This is a genomic window from Microbulbifer maximicatervae (SeqCode), assembly GCF_056232625.1.
On sequence record NZ_CP174324.1, the window covers coordinates 2,515,648 to 2,535,634 of the forward strand.

Genomic DNA, 19,987 nt, shown 5'->3' on the forward strand with positions numbered 1-19,987 from the left:
TAAGTAGTTAAACTGCGATATATACTCAACTAATCATTTGGATCTTTTAGGCATTAGTCCAAAATATTTCCTGCTTTGCGAAGGGATCCTTGTAAGAATCCTGGCTGACCTGGGTTAAACCAAGCCTTTGCATGGACATTTCAGCTACATGTCTATTAAATGCTGAGATATGCCCTCCATTTAAGTAGTGGTCAATATCTACCCAGGAAGCATGCTTAATTTCTTCCGTATCTGTTATTGAAATATCCCGATTTAAGGCACTCAATTCACATACGAAGTAGATATCCGTATAGCCTAAATTCGTAGGAAATCGGGTAGCAAATCCGAGTACTGAGGAAAACTCGCAGGACACACCGGTCTCCTCATAAACCTCACGAATCACCGCATCGGCTATCTTTTCACCCAGGTCAACGGTTCCTCCAGGCAGCTTCGGGCTCGATGCTGCACTGTGGCCCTGGACACAGAGCAGTTGCCCATCAAGAAGTACGAATCCCCCAACTCCCACCGTATGGGTTGGGTAGAAGGGAACATATGCATCTTCCTGAAGCTTAAGAACCAGCCTTGTAGCAGAATCCCGACAGCTATGAAATGTAAAACCATGCTTTAGGCATATCGGGATAAACCGGGTAAGTGCATCTCGGAGATCTATCCATATCAACTTTCGGCTGTTAACTCTGGATACTTCTATAATGGCTACCAGTTCAACCAAGAACTGATTTTCCGTACCAGAAAAATTCTCGAGATCCAAAGTAACGCAATTAAAGGAATCAACTGTATGATGAAACACAAGCAACCTATTCAACACCTAAATGATTTCAATACCATAAACGATATAGCCAACACTGAATCAGTTATTTGTTCATGGGTGTAAAGCCAACTTCGAATCCACAATAATAGCTCTGTGCCATTATTTGATAAGATACATCCCTTCAGTGTCTGGACGGCTCAATTCAAATCCAAATTTTCTATAAAGCTCGGGAACATCTGCCATCAACGTAATATATGCTGAAGGAAGGGCTTCTCGATCCAGGTAAGCCATAATGTGCTCCATGATCTGACGCTCCAGGCCAACACCTTGGAATTTGGGATCGACAGCAACATCCACTATCTCAAAATTAAGTGCGCCATCCCCCACTACCCGCCCCATAGCGACAGTTTCAGATTGTCTTTTTATATGGATACCGTACAAGCTATTTGAAAGGCCTTTTTCCGCTGCTTCACGGCTTCTGGGGGTTAAGCCTGTTATCTCTCGCAGTTTGAGGAAATCCTCGGTAGAAGCTACTTTCTCAATAATTGTGTACATACCTTGCCGAATAAAATAAACAAATTAATAGTACCGCTAAGCCTACCTAGTACCCAGCGACAACCCAATCGTTATAGGAAGGTACTTAAACTGGAACTTCCTGGATCTCTGTCACCACTTCAGCTTTCACAGAGTTCGAAATAAAACACTGTTTGTGGGAAAGGTGATGTATTTTTTCTAACTGCTCGCGACTGGGTTGTTTTTCACCGGAGAAGCGCACTGAAGGACGCAGGGTAACTTTAGTCATAGCAATTCGACCATCCTTATCAGTCCCCATAATTCCTATAGCTTCATCGCAATATTCATCAACCACAAACCCTCGCTTGGCTGCAATCGATAGAAAAAACAACATATGGCAGCTGGACAGAGCCGCTACAAAAGCTTCTTCTGGATCAACGTTTTCAACTACTGAATAGGGAATGGGTACAACATGGGGGGAAGAGGAGGCTGGGATAGATGCCCCACCATCAAATTGCCAGGTGTGGGCTCGACTGTATTGATTATCGGTGAAAATCTGCTCGTCGCGTTTCCAGGTCACCGTTGAAGTATACTCTGACAAGACTTATCTCCCTTTAGACGACACCCCTAGTCTTGGGGGAAAAGGGGCTAAATTGGGATACTCACCAGCCCTAAGATTACCAAGAACCGGTGAGTGCTATTTCAAATGGTCCATCGCCTCCCGAAGCCGGATATAGGCGCCACAAGAAATACTAGTTAAGCAGCATCCACCTGCTCATCGGTGCGAGCAGCCATGATAAAGTCATTTTTGTGCAGGCCTTTAGCCTCGTGACTCCACCAGGTAACCGTAACCTTACCCCATTCAGTCAGCAGTGCGGGGTGATGCCCTACCTCTTCAGCAATCGCGCCGACACGGTTGGTAAACGCCAGAGCCTGCTTGAAGTTACGAAATTTAAACACGCGTTCCAGCTGCATAATTCCGTCACGGGTCATCGGCGTCCAGTCAGGGATCTGCCGCAGCAGTCCTGGCAGTTCGTCATCACTCACCAGCGGCGCATCGGCACGACAGGCTTCACATTGTTGTTGAGCTAGTTCGGTCATGAATCGGTCCTCAAAACCTTGTTTATTATCGGCTCAATTGGGCCGGCCTCACTCTACCCGCCCCCCCTTAACGAAACAAGTACAGGGCTCAAAAACGCATTTTATCCGGTTTTACCATCACAAAATGGAACCGCATGCTAAAAATATTGGACGATCTATAGCCACCGCAGCATTGGGTCGACATCGGCAGATTAACGTGAGGATTGTCATGAAAGCACACCTCAGTCTATTACTACTTCTAGTATCTCTAGGAGCCTGTGAGCGCCAGCAAGTGGATAGAGAGCGCCTTCCTCCACCAGAGAAGGTTATCCTGGAGGAAATGCGCTCCGAGACAAACCTGGCATTCGAGCAGCTCTGTCAGCAATTTATACACGGCCTATGGAATCTATTCCCATCCTGGGCGCTCAGTGAAGGCTACTATGAAGTAGCCAAAGAGCTTCAGGTGCCCGATAAGAGTTATCGTGAATTTGTATTGGATTTTGCTCAAATCTATGAACGCAAATTTGCAGCCTTGGATAAAAGCCAGCTCAATATCAATTCACGCAGTAATCTCGCTCTTATAGAAAATTTTCTGCAGCGACTGCAATGGCAATATACCCGCTTTAAGTCATACCAATGGGATCCATCCATCTATAATGTTTCCCATTCTTTTGCCCTGATCCTAAACACCGACTATGCGCCACTTCTAAAGCGCCTACATACCGTTAGCACTCGTATGCTGCAAGTGCCCGAGTACTATCAGGCCGCTAAGGCAGCTATCTATCGTCCGGCAGCGCCACAGCTTGAATTAGCAATTCAACAGAGTACAGGCTCACTGGAAGTCTTTGGTGAAGAGCTGGAAAAAACGGTTAAAGAAAGTCAGATGCCTGCGGACGCAAAAGAGATTTTCCTACGGCGAATGCACGATTCTCGCCTAGCGATACAAAGCTATATCCACTTCCTACAAAACCTACAAAAGAAATTGACTAAATCCGGAAAATTCCGTGATTTTCGTATCGGTGAAAAACTCTACGAAGAAAAATTCCAGTTTGATATCAATATTGGAATGAGCGCTGCTGAACTATATCAGCGCGCCATCATAGAGAAGCAGCTAACCCACGATAAAATGACCAAGCTTGCCGATCAACTCTGGCCAAAATACTTTCCTTCTGACTCCCCACCCAACGAGCCACTGGTAAAAATTGAAAAGCTGCTGAACAAGCTTTCCCAATATCATGCCACCAAAGAAACTTTCAAGAAAAAAGTAGAGCAACAAATCCCGGAGCTGGCAGAGTTTGTAACCGAAAAAAAACTGTTAAGCCTGGGCAAGGAAAAGCCACTGGTAGTTCGAACAACTCCAGCCTATCTGCAAGGCTTTGCTGTAGCTTCCATTAATGCGCCTGGCCCCTACCATAAAAATGCAAACACCTATTACAACGTGATGCCCATAGAGACCTACTCCGATCAACGGGCGGAGAGCTTACTGCGAGAATACAATGACTATATCCTGCAGATACTCAATATCCATGAAGCGATCCCCGGGCACTACACTCAACTGGTTTACGCCAACCAGTCCCCCAGTATCCTGAAAACTATTCTCGGCAATACTGCCATGATCGAAGGCTGGGCCGTCTATGCGGAACGCATGATGCTGGATGCGGGTTACGGTAATTTTTCCCCCGAGCTGTGGCTGATGTACTACAAGTGGAACTTGCGCACTATCACTAATACCATTTTGGATTATGAGGTACAGGTAAAGGGTATCAGCCAAGCAGAGGCGATGAAGTTAATGGTCAGGGATGCCTTTCAACAACAGGCTGAAGCAGAGGGTAAATGGCGCAGGGCGACCTTAAGCCAAGTGCAGCTCACCAGCTATTTTGCTGGCTTTACAGATATTTTGGCCCTGCGTGAGGAAATCAAAAAGAAAATGGGCAACAACTTTAGCCTCAAGGGGTTCCATGAGATGTTCCTGAGCTATGGCAGTGCACCTATACCAATTATTCGCGAACTGATGCTGGCGGACTTAGCCAAGCAAGGCAATAAATTCCAATAAAAAAGGCCCCTGTTGGGGCCTTTTCTTTAAATAGCGGAAGCGTTACACCTCACCTTCGGCAATCTTGGCTTTCCAGATCAGCGGGCCAGTAGTGTGTACTGACTCACCCTGACTGTCGACAGCCACAGTTACCGGCATATCTTCTACTTCGAACTCGTAAATCGCTTCCATTCCCAGCTCGGGGAAGGCGATAACTTCGGAGCCTTTAATCGCCTGGGCAACCAGATAAGCAGCGCCACCGACGGCCATAAGGTATACCGCTTTATTATCGCGGATCGCCTCAATTGCCATGGGGCCGCGCTCCGCCTTACCGATCATCCCCGCCAAGCCAGTCTCTTCCAGCATAGTGCGAGTGAATTTATCCATACGGGTAGCGGTGGTTGGACCAGCGGGACCAACAACCTCATCGCGCACCGGATCTACCGGGCCTACGTAGTAGATAAAGCGGCCGGTGAGATCCACAGGCAACTTCTCGCCTTTGGCGAGGATATCTACCATTTTCTTGTGAGCCGCATCGCGACCAGTCAGCATCTTACCGTTCAGCAGCAGGGTCTCACCGGGCTGCCAGCTTTGGATATCTTCTGCAGTAATGGTATCCAGGTTTACCCGACGGGTATTGCTGCCCGCGTCGCGGGTAATTTCCGGCCAGTCTTCCAGCTTGGGGGGAGTCTGGCGCGCGGGCCCGGAGCCATCCAGGGTAAAGTGGGTGTGACGGGTAGCTGCACAGTTGGGGATGATCGCCACAGCCTTATTGGCAGCGTGGGTAGGATAATCCTTGATCTTCACATCCAGCACAGTGGTCAGTCCGCCCAGGCCCTGGGCGCCGATGCCCAGTTTGTTGACGGAATCATAGAGTTCAAGGCGCAGCTCTTCAGCGCGGTTAGAGGCTCCGCGCTCTTGCAGCTCCTGAATGTCGATGGGGTCGAGCAGGGATTCTTTAGCCAACAGCATCGCTTTCTCAGCGGTACCGCCAATACCAATACCCAGCATGCCGGGCGGACACCAGCCGGCGCCCATCTGCGGAACCATCTTCAGCACCCAGTCAACCACCGAATCAGATGGGTTCAGCATCGCAAACTTGGTTTTGGCTTCGCTGCCGCCGCCTTTAGCTGCCACATAAACTTCTACGGTATCACCGGGAACGATTTCATAGTGAATCACCGCCGGAGTATTGTCTCCGGTATTCTTACGAGCACCATCTGGATCTTCCAGAATAGAGGCACGCAGCACGTTGCTGGCATTTTGATAGGCCCGGCGCACACCTTCGTTAACCATATCGGTAACGCTCATGTCCGCGTCCCAACGCACATTCATGCCCACTTTCAACTTCACGGTGACAATGCCGGTATCCTGACAGATTGGGCGGTGGCCCTCGGCACACATGCGTGAGTTGATCAGGATCTGGGCCATGGCGTCCTTGGCCGCCGGGTTGACCTCTTTCTCATAAGCCTTGTTCAGGGCCTGAATGAAGTCCTGTGGGTGGTAGTAAGAAATAAATTGCAGCGCATCGGCCACGCTGCCGATCAGATCATCCTGGCGGATAGTGGTCATTGCCAACTCCGATTAACGTCTCGAGGCCGGCGATTCTACACGAAATGTAGGGTTATTGACCCAGATATATCCAGAAATCCCATTCACCTTAAGGGAAAACGGAATAAAAAAAGGCGGACACCAGGTCCGCCTTTTTTAACTCAACCGGAAAACTACATGGATGAAGCTGTGGAATCACCGCTGGACTGCAGGGAGCGAATCGCATCGCGAAGCTGCACCAGATCCTTATTCACCGAACGGCGGTAAGCATCGATAGACTCTACAGCCTCTTCATTTGCACCGACACGCATAGTCAGGTCACTGCGCACTGAAGCCAGCTGGCGCTCCAGGCGAGCAAGCTTATCGGTCATCTCACGCTGGGAATCTGTATTGCCCTTGCGCAACTCTGCCAGCGAAGCCTCTACAGCAGCGATTTTCTTCACGCTGGACTCGAGGCCGCTGAGCTTGGTGCTGAGAGAGGCGACTTGCTTTTTGTTAGCCGCGACTGCTGTTTTATTTGCAGAGATACTCTTGCGGTTGGTGTCATAGGCAACACCCCACAATTTGCGGATCTCCGAGGAGTTTTCCTTGGCTTTTGCATTCAGTACTTCAACCGACGCCGTAGATTCCTCATCGGAGAGGCTAAAGCGCTTCTCCAGTTCAGCAATACGGTTTTCCGCATCGGCAATACGAGTCTCTGCATCACTCAACAGGGTCCGGCTGTCCTGCCATTGCTGGTACAGGAAACCCGAAGCACCCAGGCCACCCATCGCCATAATCAGGGCACATAGCCCCAAGAAAGAGAAACCACCTCGGCGCTCCTCCACGATCACCTGGGGCTCTGGTGAATCACTCCTTTCTTCGCTGGTAGTGAGATCCAGTGATGGTTCTAGAGCGGCGCTGCCGCCCAGTGTGGGCTCTTTGCGTTGCATGGTTCGATACACCCGATAACTGTGCTGATGAGTCCGGTACCCGCCAGTTCTATGCTGCTCTTTCCGGTACCGTATTTTCAGAAATATATGACAATAGAATCCATTCAGATTCGTCGAATTCTGCGGCAGTTATACCAAAAATTGACGAAAAAGTAAGCGGTCGTCAGTAATAATAGACGACAGTCGAATAGAGCTGACAGCAAAAGCTTCCCCCCTTGTGTTTAAGGAAATCGTCCCAAACTTCCCTAATCCATCGCGCCGGCTTAATTCTGAGATGCGGCACGTGTAGAATGCCCTCACCAATAACCCTCAGACAAAGGAAGGAAAACACCATGGCTTTCGAATTGCCTGAACTCCCCTACGCTAAGAACGCCCTGGCACCGCATATCTCCGAAGAAACTTTGGAGTACCACTACGGCAAACATCATAAAACCTACGTAGACAAGCTGAACGGCCTGCTGGAAGGCACTGCTGACGCTGACAAATCTCTGGAAGACGTGATCAAGTCCTCTTCCGGTGGTGTGTTCAACAACGCAGCCCAGGTTTGGAACCACACTTTCTACTGGAACTGCCTGAGCCCTAACGGTGGCGGCGAAGCCACTGGCGCGATTGCCGAGGCTATCAACGCAGCCTTCGGTAGCTTCGACCAGTTCAAAGAAGCATTTACCACCAGTGCTGTAAACAACTTCGGCTCCGGCTGGACTTGGCTGGTAAAAAATGCTGACGGCTCAGTCGCCATTGTAAACACTTCCAACGCAGCAACCCCGCTGACTGAAGAAGGCGTTACTCCCCTGCTGACCTGCGATGTTTGGGAACACGCTTACTACATCGACTACCGCAACCTGCGTCCGAAGTACATGGAAGCTTTCTGGGCCCTGGTGAACTGGGAGTTTGTAAACCAGAACTTCGCTTAATCCCGAAGTCACCAGAAAAAGCGGGCCATGTGCCCGCTTTTTTTATTTCCTTAATGCCCTCCTCCCAATCAAATTCTCCCCACTACTGGCCAAATGCTGCTCCAGTCAGCACAATACCTGCTGATCTGCACTACACATCCCGCATAAAGTGTGGGGGATTTAGGCAATCAACCTAAAGAATGCCACTGGAGTGGCACAAATTAGCAACGAAGAACCGAACACTGGGAATATGCTCATGAAGTTGAAACCAACCCTGATCGCAGCCGCCATAAGCGCGCTGGTAATCAGCGGCTGTGACCGCGCCCCGAACACAGCCGAGCAGAGTGCAACCGCCACAGCCACGGAAAGCACGGCGACTCAAGAAGTCGCAGGAAAAGTGGACCCAGCCGCAGTCAAACGCGTAAACCAGATGTTCGAGGACTTCTTCCAGGAGCACCTCGCCCGCAGTCCAGAGACCAAAACTTTCCTGGGTAAAAAAGAAGACTACGATAAGTGGGATAACCTCTCCCCAGAATTTGCCAAGGAAACCCTGGAGCTCGACAAGCGTCAGCTGGCGGAACTGAATAAAATTGATCCTTCCACCTTGGATGACGCTACCCGCCTGAGCCTGCGCCTGGCAAAACGCAACTGGCAACAGGATATTGATGGCTACAAGTGGCGTAACCACGGCTACCCTGTTAACCAGATGTATGCCACCCATACCAGCGCCGCCACACTGTTGATCAGCCAGCACCGTATTGATGATGTCAGCGATGCAGAAGCCTATATCGCCCGCTTGAACGGCATGCCCAAGTATTTCTCCCAGTTGGAAGAACAACTGAAAGCCAATGCTGCAGTCGGCACAATCGTACCTAAGTTTGTATTCCCTTACGTTATTAGCGATTCCCGCAACCTGATCACCGGTGCACCTTTTAACGGTGAAAAAGACAGCCCACTGTTTGCAGACTTTAAAGACAAAGTAGAAAAGCTGGAAATCAGTGAAGATCAAAAGAAATCACTGGTCAATAAAGCCAGCCAGGCCCTGACTGCAAGCGCCGGCCCCGCTTACGAAAAATTAATCAGCTACCTGCAAGAGCTTGAGAAAAAAGCCAACACTGACGACGGCGCCTGGAAACTGGCAGACGGCGAAGAGTTCTATAAATTCCGCCTCGGTGTTTACACCACTACGGATATGACTGCCGATGAGATCCACCAAACCGGTCTTAAGGAAGTTGCCCGTATTCACGACGAAATGCGCGAGATTATGCGCAAAGTGAAGTTCGAAGGTAACTTGCAGGAATTCTTCGAGTTCATGCGCACCGACAAGCAGTTCTACTACCCCACCACTGAGGAAGGTAAAGCGGAATACCTGGAAAAGGCCACCGCAATTATCGACACCATGAAGGGCCGCCTGGATGAACTGTTTATCACCAAGCCCAAAGCCGATCTCGATGTAAGAGCCGTAGAGGCCTTCCGCGAAAAATCTGCGGGTAAGGCCTTCTACCAGCGCCCGGCTCCCGATGGTTCGCGCCCAGGTATCTACTACGCCAACCTGTACAATATGAACGATATGCCGTCTTACCAGATGGAAGCATTGGCCTACCACGAAGGTATCCCCGGCCACCATATGCAGCTTTCTATCGCTCAGGAATTACAGGATATTCCCAAGTTCCGTAAATACGGTGGTTACACTGCTTATACCGAAGGCTGGGGTCTCTACTCCGAGTTGGTACCCAAGGAATTGGGCTTCTATGAGGACCCCTACTCTGACTTTGGACGCCTGGCTATGGAACTGTGGCGCGCTGGCCGATTGGTGGTAGACACCGGCCTTCACGCCAAGAAATGGACCCGCGAGCAAGCGATCGACTACCTCGTAGAGAACACCCCGAACCCGAAAGGCGATGTGGTTAAAGCGATCGAACGCTATATCGTCATGCCTGGCCAAGCGACCGCATACAAAATCGGTATGCTGAAAATTGTCGAGCTGCGTGAAAAAGCCAAAACAGAACTGGGTGATCAGTTTGATGTTCGCGGCTTCCACGACACTATCCTGGCCAGTGGCCCAGTCCCCTTGGATGTACTGGAAGAACTGGTTAATGAGTGGGTTGCAAAAGTAAAAACCCAACAATAAATAATAGAAGCGACAGATAAGTACCTGATAACTACTTGTCTGTCTTTTTCTTATCGTCAGTAGAGCATTGCAGAAGTAAAAATTCTGTATAGTTTTTACAATACGGCATTTATTGTTTTACAGGGAAGTCCGGAATGACACTCCGGACTTCTTATTAAGCAATCACCAGCTCCCAGCATGATTGGCACTGTGGTCTTATTTCACCCCCCCCTATTTTCAGCTCACCTTAGCCGCCACTGTCGTATAAAAGCACCAAAATAAAACATACCCAGTATTCCCCATACCAAAAAAGTGCACCGCTCTTATTTTCTGCTGAGTTTATATCCACAAAACCAAATAATGGGATGCTTTTACATAAAAAAGTCCATTAACTGCAAAAATAATGATAAAAAAGTAAGAGCTACTCTTTGAACGCAAGGATTGTACTCATGAAGTTAAAAGTAACTCTGATTGCAGCGGCAGTAAGCTCACTCATCCTCACGGGCTGCAACGATAGTACCAACAATGCAGATGCACATAAGATTGCCCCCTTAGAGGAAAGTGCACTTAATCAGTCACCTCCCCCGAAAGTCAGCAAAGAAATGAGTGAGGCCAGCAAGAAGGTCAATTTGCTATTCGATAAGTTCTTCCAGGAGCATCTAGACCGCAGCCCTGAATTCAAAACATTCTTGGGTCTGAAAGAGGAGTACGGCAAATGGAATGATCTAACTCCTGAGTTTGCGCAAGAAACCCATGAAATTAATAAGCGTCAATTATCCGAGCTGAATAAAATTGATCCCGCTATATTGGATCGACCTACCCAACTTAATCTTCGACTGGCAAAACGCACTTTGCAACAAGAAATCGAAGCCTATAAGTGGCGAAATCATAATTATCCAGTCAACCAAATGTTCGCCACCCATACCGGCGCCGCTTCAACACTTATCAGCCAGCACCGTATCGATAACATCAGGGATGCCGAAGCTTATATTTCCCGCTTAAATAGAATTCCCCAGTATTTCGCACAGCTGCAAGACCAACTGGAAGAAAACGCCAAAGCTGGCACCACTATCCCAAAATTCGTTTTCCCCTATGTTATTGGAGATGCACAAAACCTAATTACTGGTGCTCCTTTTGACAGAAAAAAGGACAGCCCTCTATTTGCTGACTTTAAGGAAAAAGTAGAAAGTCTCGATATCAGTAAAGAGCAGAAAAAGTCCTTAATAGATAAAGCTAAAACAGCACTAAAAGACAACACTGGCCCCGCCTATAAAACCCTAATCGACTACCTGCAAGAGCTTGAGATACGCGCAACTACTGATGATGGCGCCTGGAAACTGGCAGATGGCAGTGACTTTTATAATTTTCGCCTCGGCTTTTACACATCTACCGATATGACAGCCGAAGAAATTCATAGGATTGGCCTTGAAGAAGTGACTCGCATCCATGATGAGATGCGTGAAATTATGCGTAAAGTAAAATTCGAAGGTAAGTTGAAAAACTTCTTCGAATTTATGCGCACCGACCAGCAATTTTATTACCCGACCACTGAACAGGGGAAAGCTGCATATCTTGAGAAGGCTACTACCATTATCGATACCATGAAGGGTAGGCTGGACGAGTTATTTATCACCAAACCTAGAGCGGACCTCGATGTGAGAGCGGTAGAACCATTCCGGGAGAAATCTGCCGGTAAAGCTTTTTACCTGCAACCTGCTGCCGACGGATCACGCCCAGGCATCTACTATGCCAACCTCTACAACATGGACGATATGCCCAGTTACCAGATGGAAGCACTGGCATACCACGAGGGTATCCCCGGCCACCATATGCAGCTCTCTATCACCCAGGAATTACAGGATATCCCTAAATTCCGCAAATATGGTCACTATACCGCCTATACCGAGGGTTGGGGCCTTTACTCTGAAATGGTGCCAAAAGAGATGGGACTCTACCAAGACCCCTACTCAGATTTTGGGCGCCTCGCCATGGAGTTGTGGCGAGCAGGACGCCTTGTAGTCGATACCGGAATTCACACCAAGAAGTGGACCCGAGAACAAGCCATACAATACCTGATGGAAAACACCCCTAATCCTGAGGGGGATGTGATTAAAGCAGTCGAGCGCTATATCGTATTACCCGGCCAGGCAACAGCCTACAAAATTGGCATGCTCAAAATTTTACAGCTCCGCGAGAAAGCCAAAAAAGAACTGGGAGAAAAGTTTGATATTCGCCAATTCCACAATGCAGTTCTGGCCAACGGCCCAGTACCACTGGATGCCCTGGAGGAAATTATTGACGAGTGGATAGCAAACACCAGAACTCCAAAAGTATAACTAAAAGGTTAAAACAGAATTAAAAAAGGCCACTATCTGTGGCCTTTTTTGTTTGAGCTATTAGTGAACACCTAACAATTCGAGAGCCAAATATACACGAGGACAAGCGATATACTTGGTTTACCTGCATTTTTAGAACCCTATAGCTCAAGGTTGAAAGCCCCAGCTAACAGCACGCACTCTTGTACTGCAAACCGCTGCAGCATGTAGAATGATCCTATTTCTTAATATCGCATGGCTTAGTGATACTGTGCTCAGTTGGCTGCGGGGTGATAGTCATAACTTTTACTTCGCCAGGTGTTTCAAATCGGTGCCAGATACCTTTTGGTATAACCAATATTTGCCCGGCTGATAATTCGTTCCGCTTCTCATCACCGTTAACGAGAAGAATTAGAGCTGTTTCCCCACCTATAACTTGAACAAACTCATCTCCATTGGTGTGTCTTTCCCACTCGCTATTCCCTGAATAGTGGGCTACGTATATTCCACCATCCCTATACTCGGACAATAAGGCAAATGCATCTTTAGCTTCCTCATCCGTTGTTTCGGGAGTTCTTCCTTTTAGAAATTTAACTCTAGAAAACCCATCATCTATCGTAATAGCTTTTGACTTCGGCACTTACCACCCCCTTACAAGTACTACTCTTACTACTGGGGTGGAAGGAAAGAATACACCGCACTCGAGACACGCTGTGAATACATCCCTGTAAGCTCCTAATCGGCATCCATGCCTCATAGGGTCCCAAGCAAGTTACTCTTTTGACGATCCTATAGCCGAATACTCTGCAAAAGTGAATCCTAACTCTTGTTGGTTGCTATCCACTGATCTACCTGCTGCTCCAACACTGCCAATGGCAAAGCGCCATTGGTGAGAACTACATTGTGGAACTGGCGGATATCAAACTGGCTACCAAGCGCTTCTTTAGCGCGTTCACGCAACTCAAGAATCTTCAGCATACCGGTTTTGTAGGCCAGTGCCTGACCGGGCCAAACCATATATCGCTCGATCTCGGTGGTGACTTCGGACTCAGTCATACCGGTCTTTTCCAGCATATACTCAATCGCTTGCTCGCGACTCCAGCGCTTATAGTGCATTCCAGTATCCACAACCAACCGCACAGCCCGGAACATTTCCGCCTGCAACCGACCCAAATCATCATAGGGGTTTTCCTGGAAACCGGCTTCTTTAGCAAGCTTCTCGGAGTACAGTGCCCACCCTTCCGAGTAAGCATTAAACAGCCCCATTTTACGGAAAGTCGGCACACCTTTTAGTTCTTGCGCTATTGCCAATTGGAAGTGATGCCCAGGCACCGCTTCATGGTAAGCCAAGGTACGCATTCCAAACTTTTTGGTTTCATGAACATCCCGCAAGTTTGCATAAAATACACCGGGGCGAGACCCGTCCATAGCCGGAGGGTTGTAGTAGGCTCCCGCAGAACCTTGCTCTTTAAACTCTGGGACTCGACGCACCTCAACACCCATTTTGGGTTTTAAATCAAAATAGTCACCCAGGCCTGCATCAATTTCATCAATCATTACCTGGTAATCGGCAATAATTTTCTCCCGCCCTAAATCTGAATCCTCATAAAGAAACTGGGGATCATTATTCAGTGCAGAGAAACGTTCGCTAATAGTGCCACTGGTTCTACCAACGGATGAAAAAATTTCATTCATTTCCGTTTCAATTCTTGCGACCTCTTCCAATCCAATACGATGGAGTTCCTCCGGTGCAATATCTGTACTGGTAAAGTTGCGTACTTGATAGGCATAGTAGGCATCCCCATCCGGCAATGCCCAAACACCATTATTCTCTCCAACTTTTAACCGGAGAGTACTGAAATAATCGATTAGCCCTTGATACGCGGCGTAAACTTCTGTACCAATCAGTACCTCAGCTTGGCTGAGAATACGTTCCCGCTCCTGTTTATCCAGCTTTTCAATTTTGTTAAGTCGCTCCAGTAATGAGGTATAAAGTATATTTTCTTTTACCGGCGCGGCGATAAAACCCTGCATTTCCTCTAAAACACTATCGACAACGAAACGCGGGGGCAGGATATCTTTCTCTTCCCTTATCTTCAGGCCATCCAGCAATTGGTCAAACTTACGTCCAACCTCTCCCAGACGAGACAAGTAATAATCAGCTTCTTTTACATTGTTGATCTGATGCACTTCAGCGAGAAACTCCGGCAACCTATTCTGCTCACCCGACATTTGGTTAAGCGGGTAATCATGGTGTCTCCAGCGTTCAACTTCTGTCTTTATACTGAGAAGATGCTCTAACACATCATAGGAAATGGCCTGTTGCCCTTCCAAACTGTCGCGATCATAGCTGCGCAATACCGTCAGCTCGCTCTTCATCATTTCAATAACACGCAACTGCTCTTCTTCAGACAAATCATCGAGATGCGCATTGTGTCCATCAATTCCAAATTGTTCCAAAATTCTAATTTGTGAAAGGATTTCCGGACTGCTACTGCCGATTTTTATAAAGACACGTTCAAAAAATACATCTATAGACCAAGGCTTGAAATAAACTGCATTAATAGCAAAAGCAGAAACTGCCAAAACCCCCACAAAAAATAAGCCGCCAAACCATTTGGCAATAGTCTTAATCATTATATTTCTCCCGAATTCTTAGCTGTAATTTTGTCCCGGGATCAGGATCACCTCAACTCCCGCAGCAGAGAATTCCGATAGAGCGATCAGCGCAGGGGCCAAGCTGAATTAGACCCATAATTCACAACTATTTTATCGGCGATACAAAGTCACTGGGCTTCAGAGCCAGCAGGGAGCAACTGACCTTCTGCAATATATTCTCTGCAGTATTCCCCATAATGAAACCGGGAATACCCGCCCGTCCAACAGTGCCCATAACCAGCAAGTCGAGACCTTCTTCATCAATCAGCAATGGAATAAAGTTATCTGGATGGGCAACCACATGGTGAATACGTATTTCCCCCTCAATTCCGGATGCACGTATCAATACATCGAGCTTTGATCGGTGTTGGGCCCGCGCTGATTCAGTGGCCTCATCCAACTCTTCCTCAGAAGCGCTCAGGGGAAAATGGCGCCGCAAGTATTCATCGATATCGAAGTCCCAACAGGAAATAACATTCAACACCCCACTGCAACTGTCAGCGAGTACTCTCGACCAGCGCAGCAACCGGATCGCCAAGTCATAAGTGCTGCCATCCTCGCATTCAGGGTCGAGAGCTACAGCCACCTGAATCTTGTTGCGATGCTCCTTGATTGGGCGGCACAGCCATACCGGGCAGGGACACTTTCGCAGCAGATCCATATCCATTGCCTTGAAGCCCTTAAGCTGGCTGCGCCCCTCAACATTCTTGATCACCAGGTCATAGCCCTCAGCCAATACCCGGCGGATCACCCGCTCGGCAGGTCGGGCACCACAATCTGACTCAATCTCCAAATTGGTCCTTTCCGCCGATAACTCCATATGTACGCGGGCCGACTCAATTTCACTCCTGACCCTATCAAGCATTGTCCTCACACAGAGCCGACTAAACTCCTCAAACCCTTCCGGCACCTTCGGGCAGACCAGTAAAACCTTTATCTCCGCCTGATGATTGCGCGCCACTGCAAAAGCCTGCATGAGTCCACTGCTTTCATCCTCAGCAGCATGGCTGACATACAGGATTTTATGAATGTTTGGCATAACGCTGCCCTCAACCAGAGACATTTGGGAGCAAACAGGGGCAAGACTCCCCATAAACCCACTCGCTGCCTCAAATTGGTATCGTGAGCAGAGCAGATTTCACACGGAAATACACAGGTGAAGGAGATGGCGCAGGTGTAGATAGGGGAAGGTGAAGTGAGTGAACACCAACCATAATAGACGGAAAAAGCGTCAAGCGTCGCCAAAACACAAGATAGAGGAGCCCAAATGAATTTAGGAGGCTAAAGCAGGTCGGCCAGGGCCCAATTCTGGGGTCAGATATCCAAAACCTGCTTAACAAAAGGAATGGTGATTTTACGCTTAGCCATAAGTGAAGCCCGGTCCAGCTCCTCCAGACACAGAAAGAGTGCTCGAGTATCCCTCGGGGCGCGGTGCAATATGTACTGGGCCACATCTTCCGGCAGGTCAAAACCGCGCAGACGGCTGCGACGGCGCAGGGCGGCAACTTTATCGCTGTCATTCAGGGTTTTGAGCTGGAACACCAGGGACCAGTGCAGGCGTGACTGCAAATCAGCCAGGGCAATATCCATACCGCGGGGTGACTTGCGAGCCCCCATCAATAACTGCCTGCCGCCATCCTTAACTCGGTTATAGAGATGGAAAATAGCGGTCTGCCACTCGGGCTGCCCCTCCAACAAATGAACGTCATCTATACAAACAAGGTCCAGGCGTTCGAGTCCGTCGAGAATAACAGCCGGGTCCATGTTCATTAGGTCTGCGAGAGGGAGATAATGGAAAGAGCGACCATTGGCCTCTGCGCACTGACAAGCAGACTGAAGCAAGTGGCTAATACCACTACCCGCCTCACCCCAAATGTAAATTACAGACTCGGGATTCTCGCCACTGGCAAAAGACTGCAGCAGGGCAACTACCTGTCGATTTGGATCTGAATCCGACAGGTAGAAGTTATCAAAAGTGGCGTCATCCCGCAGGGATACCCCCAGCGGCAATTGTTGCGGAATACTCATCTCAATCCCAGTGATAGCGCAACGGATTCTCAGCGCTGCCCAAGGGTGAACGGTATCCATTCAGGTTAATGGCGTCTCCGTCCGCTTGTGCTCGCAATTTATGGTTTAGAGCCAGGGTATCACGCAAATTGCTCAACCCTGCTGAAGTGACCAGTGCCAGGCGCATTCGGTCCCCTTCAACAGAGAGCAGGTTAGCACTGCTGACCTGTGCCAACCCCTGTAGATAACCAGATGCCTTGGCATAATCAGCAAAACTGTCGATACCAGACAACTCAACAATCACCGCACCCAACTGATTGTCCTGGCCATTCGGGGACACCGCGTAGCGCTGCGCAAGAATATTGGCCAGTTGGTTAACGCCGCGCAGAGAGACCTCTTCCAGCGAACCTCCGGCAGTATCGAAGGCATAGCTGCGACCGCCGTGAATTAGCAACCAGTCTGCCTGCCAGCGATGGCCTGAAGCTTGAAGCACCCGGCCCATCAAAGTGGCATCGGGGCTATAGCGAAAGCCCGCCTTCTCAGCTGCCTGCTCATCCTGGGCCCAGAGAGCTCCCAAAGGCATATTGCGCTGGTCATTGAGATCCATTACCGGGAAATCCAGGGGGACACCGCGCTCGATAGCCATTGCCTCGAGTACAGAGAAGAGCTCCGGGGTCGCTTCTTCACTCAAAGCACTGCGGCCCTCTTGCAAGGTATCTACTGCAAGCCACACCAAAGTGCCGGGGCGATTATTTGGCCACATGGGCAAGTTCATTTGATTAACTTGCCGGGAGATCGCTTGGGGATCAAAGGAAAGGTGCAAGTAGAGCTGATTGTCCTCGCGGGTATAGCGATACCCCTGAACAAACTGCTGTGCATTCTTTAATATCGGCTGCACATTTGGGTTACTACCGACAGCGGCATCTCCCGTAACACGTACGAACACCCGTTCCAGGCCGCGACTTCCGGCTGCTGCACGATCCGTGGCTCCGCGACTCGACACAGCCTCGACAACTTCGTACAAATCCGAGATGACTCGAGCTTGGACCGGTAGGGCTAGAACACTGATGATCAGAGCCAGCAACTGCAACACCAATCCCTGCCGGAGCAGCTTGTGCATAGGACTTCTCTCCAAACCTCTTATTTTCCGCCCCTGAGCTTGCAGAAATTATTATTGATGTGCAAGACGCCAGATTTTAGGGCGGACTAAAAATTGCGGCTATTGTATCAGCGTCAGACGTTTCTCTCAGCCCCGAGTTCTCACTATCGGAGTGATTTCACAGTTCAAATGGTGAGAAAATGCCGAAATCCCCCTTCGAGATGCCGTCTGGGCGTGGCTCCCGAGGCAAGACCCAGATAGAATACGCGCCCTTCGAATACCCACCGCAGGAAGAATCATGAGCGATTCCAAGCCGCAATCTACGCAAACATCCCTCTCTTATAAAGATGCCGGTGTCGATATCGACGCAGGTAATGCACTGGTAGAGCGCATCAAAAATGTCGCCAAACGCACATCCCGCCCCGAGGTAATGGGCGGACTGGGCGGATTCGGCGCCCTGTGTGAACTTCCAAGCGGCTATAAAGAGCCGGTTTTGGTTTCCGGCACCGACGGTGTAGGTACCAAGTTACGCCTGGCAATGGACTTGGGCATTCACGACAGCATCGGTATCGATCTTGTCGCCATGTGTGTGAATGACTTGATCGTAGCAGGAGCTGAACCCCTCTTCTTCCTCGACTATTACGCAACCGGCAAACTCAATGTCGATATTGCTGCAGAAGTAGTTACCGGCATTGGCAAAGGCTGTGAGCTGTCAGGCTGCGCACTGGTCGGCGGCGAGACCGCCGAAATGCCCGGCATGTACGAAGGCGACGATTATGACCTGGCAGGCTTCTGCACCGGTGTCGTAGAAAAATCTGAAATCATCGACGGCAGCAAAGTTAAAGCTGGCGACGTATTGATCGGCCTGGCCTCCAGTGGCCCCCACTCCAATGGCTACTCCCTGATCCGCAAGGTTCTAGAAGTCAGCGGTGCCGATCTCCAGCAGGACATCGGCGGTGAAACCCTGGCCAAAGCGTTGATGGCCCCGACCCGTATTTACGTTAAAAACCTGCTGCAATTAATGAAGACCTTCCAGGTGAATGCGCTAAGCCATATCACTGGCGGCGGCTTACTGGAAAACCTGCCCCGCGTACTGCCCGAAGGCTGCAGCGCACGTATTGATGTCACCAGTTGGGAAATGCCTCCTGTATTTAACTGGCTGCGTGATGCAGGCAATATCGATAGCCGCGAAATGTACCGCACGTTTAACTGCGGTGTTGGCATGGTTATTTGTGTGCCTGCTGAGCAATCCGAGTCGGCACTATCCGCTCTCAAGCAAATGGGCGAAGACGCCTTTATCGTTGGCACTATCGAAGATGCCAAAGACGGGGCGGAAGCAGTAGAGCTGGCGGGGCTGTAATGTCTTGTAGAGTTGCCGTATTAATCTCCGGTAGTGGCAGCAACCTGCAGGCTCTGCTGGATGCCGCCACACTAGAGGACGCGCCTTTTTCCGTGACTGCAGTTGTCAGCAATAAGGCAGATGCCTATGGTCTGACTCGCGCAGAACAGGCAGGCGTTCCCACCTCTGTGGTGGATCACCGGGATTTCTCCAGCAGAGAAACCTTCGATCACGCCTTGATCGAAGAGATCGACAAGTGCAAACCAGATTTGGTTGTACTGGCTGGGTTTATGCGTATTTTGACACCCGACTTTGTGCGCCACTACAACGGCCGCCTAATCAACATTCACCCCTCCTTACTGCCGAAGTACCAGGGCCTGCATACCCATAAGCGGGCACTGGAAGCCGGGGATAAAGAACACGGCGTAACCGTGCATTTTGTCACCGAGGAACTCGATGGCGGGCCACCTATCGTCCAGGCCATTGTTCCTATTAAGGAGGGAGACACTCCTGAGCTACTGGCAAAGCGAGTGCAGGTTCAAGAGCACATCATTTACCCCATGGCGGTTACCTGGTTTGCTCAACAGCGCCTGCAAATGGCGGATGATCGAGTTCAGCTGGATGGTGAATTACTACCTCACCACGGGGTTCAGGTTTCCGCATAAAACCAGCCCTTGATAGCTGGCGGGGTGAAAGTCCTTCAATGTACT

General features: G+C 49.4%; 17 protein-coding genes. 6 read left to right on the top strand and 11 right to left on the bottom strand.

Going from position 1 to position 19,987, the window contains the following annotated elements; genetic code table 11:
• Positions 1-46: 46 nt before the first annotated feature.
• The 4 genes from ACJJI6_RS10905 to ACJJI6_RS10920 form a co-directional block, all read right to left on the bottom strand.
• Positions 47-787: an NUDIX domain-containing protein gene (locus ACJJI6_RS10905; protein WP_444894801.1), complete on the bottom strand. Its 741-nt coding sequence runs from the start codon at positions 785-787 to the stop codon at positions 47-49.
• 120 nt (positions 788-907) lie between these two features.
• Positions 908-1,303 carry a GNAT family N-acetyltransferase gene (locus tag ACJJI6_RS10910; protein ID WP_475713388.1) on the bottom strand — a complete coding sequence of 132 codons (396 nt, stop codon included), beginning with the start codon at positions 1,301-1,303 and terminating at the stop codon, positions 908-910.
• 85 nt (positions 1,304-1,388) lie between these two features.
• Positions 1,389-1,862 carry an OsmC family protein gene (locus ACJJI6_RS10915; protein WP_475713389.1) on the bottom strand — a complete coding sequence of 158 codons (474 nt, stop codon included), beginning with the start codon at positions 1,860-1,862 and terminating at the stop codon, positions 1,389-1,391.
• 155 nt (positions 1,863-2,017) lie between these two features.
• Positions 2,018-2,362 (bottom strand): 4a-hydroxytetrahydrobiopterin dehydratase, encoded by a 345-nt coding sequence (locus ACJJI6_RS10920; protein WP_108732232.1) that lies wholly within the window; start codon positions 2,360-2,362, stop codon positions 2,018-2,020.
• A 208-nt stretch (positions 2,363-2,570) separates the two neighbouring features.
• On the opposite strand from ACJJI6_RS10920, the gene ACJJI6_RS10925 reads away from it, so the two are divergent.
• Positions 2,571-4,394: a DUF885 domain-containing protein gene (locus ACJJI6_RS10925; RefSeq protein WP_475713390.1), complete on the top strand. Its 1,824-nt coding sequence runs from the start codon at positions 2,571-2,573 to the stop codon at positions 4,392-4,394.
• Positions 4,395-4,436: 42 nt separating this feature from the next.
• Here ACJJI6_RS10925 and ACJJI6_RS10930 read toward each other — a convergent pair whose 3' ends face one another.
• Both ACJJI6_RS10930 and ACJJI6_RS10935 read right to left on the bottom strand, forming a co-directional pair.
• The gene (locus ACJJI6_RS10930; RefSeq protein ID WP_475713391.1) at positions 4,437-5,945 is read right to left on the bottom strand and encodes a fumarate hydratase; all 1,509 of its coding nucleotides are present in this window, start codon (positions 5,943-5,945) and stop codon (positions 4,437-4,439) included.
• A gap of 152 nt (positions 5,946-6,097) precedes the next feature.
• Positions 6,098-6,856: a zinc ribbon domain-containing protein gene (locus ACJJI6_RS10935; RefSeq protein ID WP_475713392.1), complete on the bottom strand. Its 759-nt coding sequence runs from the start codon at positions 6,854-6,856 to the stop codon at positions 6,098-6,100.
• 332 nt (positions 6,857-7,188) lie between these two features.
• Between ACJJI6_RS10935 and sodB the strand changes: the two genes are divergently transcribed.
• The 3 genes from sodB (at position 7,189) to ACJJI6_RS10950 (ending at position 12,195) form a co-directional block, all read left to right on the top strand.
• A complete protein-coding gene (gene sodB, locus ACJJI6_RS10940; RefSeq protein WP_108732228.1) occupies positions 7,189-7,770 on the top strand; it encodes a superoxide dismutase [Fe] in 582 nt (193 codons plus the stop codon).
• A gap of 235 nt (positions 7,771-8,005) precedes the next feature.
• Positions 8,006-9,880, top strand: coding sequence for a DUF885 domain-containing protein (locus tag ACJJI6_RS10945; RefSeq protein WP_475713393.1), 1,875 nt, complete (start codon positions 8,006-8,008; stop codon positions 9,878-9,880).
• 428 nt (positions 9,881-10,308) lie between these two features.
• Complete coding sequence (locus ACJJI6_RS10950) at positions 10,309-12,195, top strand: DUF885 domain-containing protein (protein ID WP_444912366.1); 1,887 nt, start codon at positions 10,309-10,311, stop codon at positions 12,193-12,195.
• A gap of 217 nt (positions 12,196-12,412) precedes the next feature.
• On the opposite strand, the gene ACJJI6_RS10955 is transcribed toward ACJJI6_RS10950, so the two are convergent.
• The 5 genes from ACJJI6_RS10955 to ACJJI6_RS10975 all read right to left on the bottom strand — a co-directional run bounded on the left by ACJJI6_RS10955 (position 12,413) and on the right by ACJJI6_RS10975 (position 17,959).
• A complete protein-coding gene (locus tag ACJJI6_RS10955) occupies positions 12,413-12,814 on the bottom strand; it encodes a cupin domain-containing protein (protein WP_475713394.1) in 402 nt (133 codons plus the stop codon).
• A gap of 179 nt (positions 12,815-12,993) precedes the next feature.
• Positions 12,994-14,811, bottom strand: coding sequence for a DUF885 domain-containing protein (locus tag ACJJI6_RS10960; protein ID WP_475713395.1), 1,818 nt, complete (start codon positions 14,809-14,811; stop codon positions 12,994-12,996).
• 127 nt (positions 14,812-14,938) lie between these two features.
• Positions 14,939-15,871: a universal stress protein gene (locus ACJJI6_RS10965; RefSeq protein WP_413664792.1), complete on the bottom strand. Its 933-nt coding sequence runs from the start codon at positions 15,869-15,871 to the stop codon at positions 14,939-14,941.
• A 275-nt stretch (positions 15,872-16,146) separates the two neighbouring features.
• Positions 16,147-16,860, bottom strand: coding sequence for a DnaA regulatory inactivator Hda (gene hda, locus ACJJI6_RS10970; protein ID WP_282931683.1), 714 nt, complete (start codon positions 16,858-16,860; stop codon positions 16,147-16,149).
• Position 16,861: 1 nt separating this feature from the next.
• The gene (locus tag ACJJI6_RS10975; RefSeq protein WP_475713396.1) at positions 16,862-17,959 is read right to left on the bottom strand and encodes a DUF2066 domain-containing protein; all 1,098 of its coding nucleotides are present in this window, start codon (positions 17,957-17,959) and stop codon (positions 16,862-16,864) included.
• A gap of 277 nt (positions 17,960-18,236) precedes the next feature.
• Between ACJJI6_RS10975 and purM the strand changes: the two genes are divergently transcribed.
• Both purM and purN read left to right on the top strand, forming a co-directional pair.
• Positions 18,237-19,298, top strand: a complete 1,062-nt coding sequence (purM, locus tag ACJJI6_RS10980; RefSeq protein ID WP_475713397.1) for a phosphoribosylformylglycinamidine cyclo-ligase — start codon at positions 18,237-18,239, stop codon at positions 19,296-19,298.
• Positions 19,298-19,942 (top strand): phosphoribosylglycinamide formyltransferase, encoded by a 645-nt coding sequence (gene purN, locus ACJJI6_RS10985; protein ID WP_475713398.1) that lies wholly within the window; start codon positions 19,298-19,300, stop codon positions 19,940-19,942. Before purM ends, purN begins: the two co-directional genes overlap by 1 nt.
• The last annotated feature ends 45 nt before the right edge of the window (positions 19,943-19,987 follow it).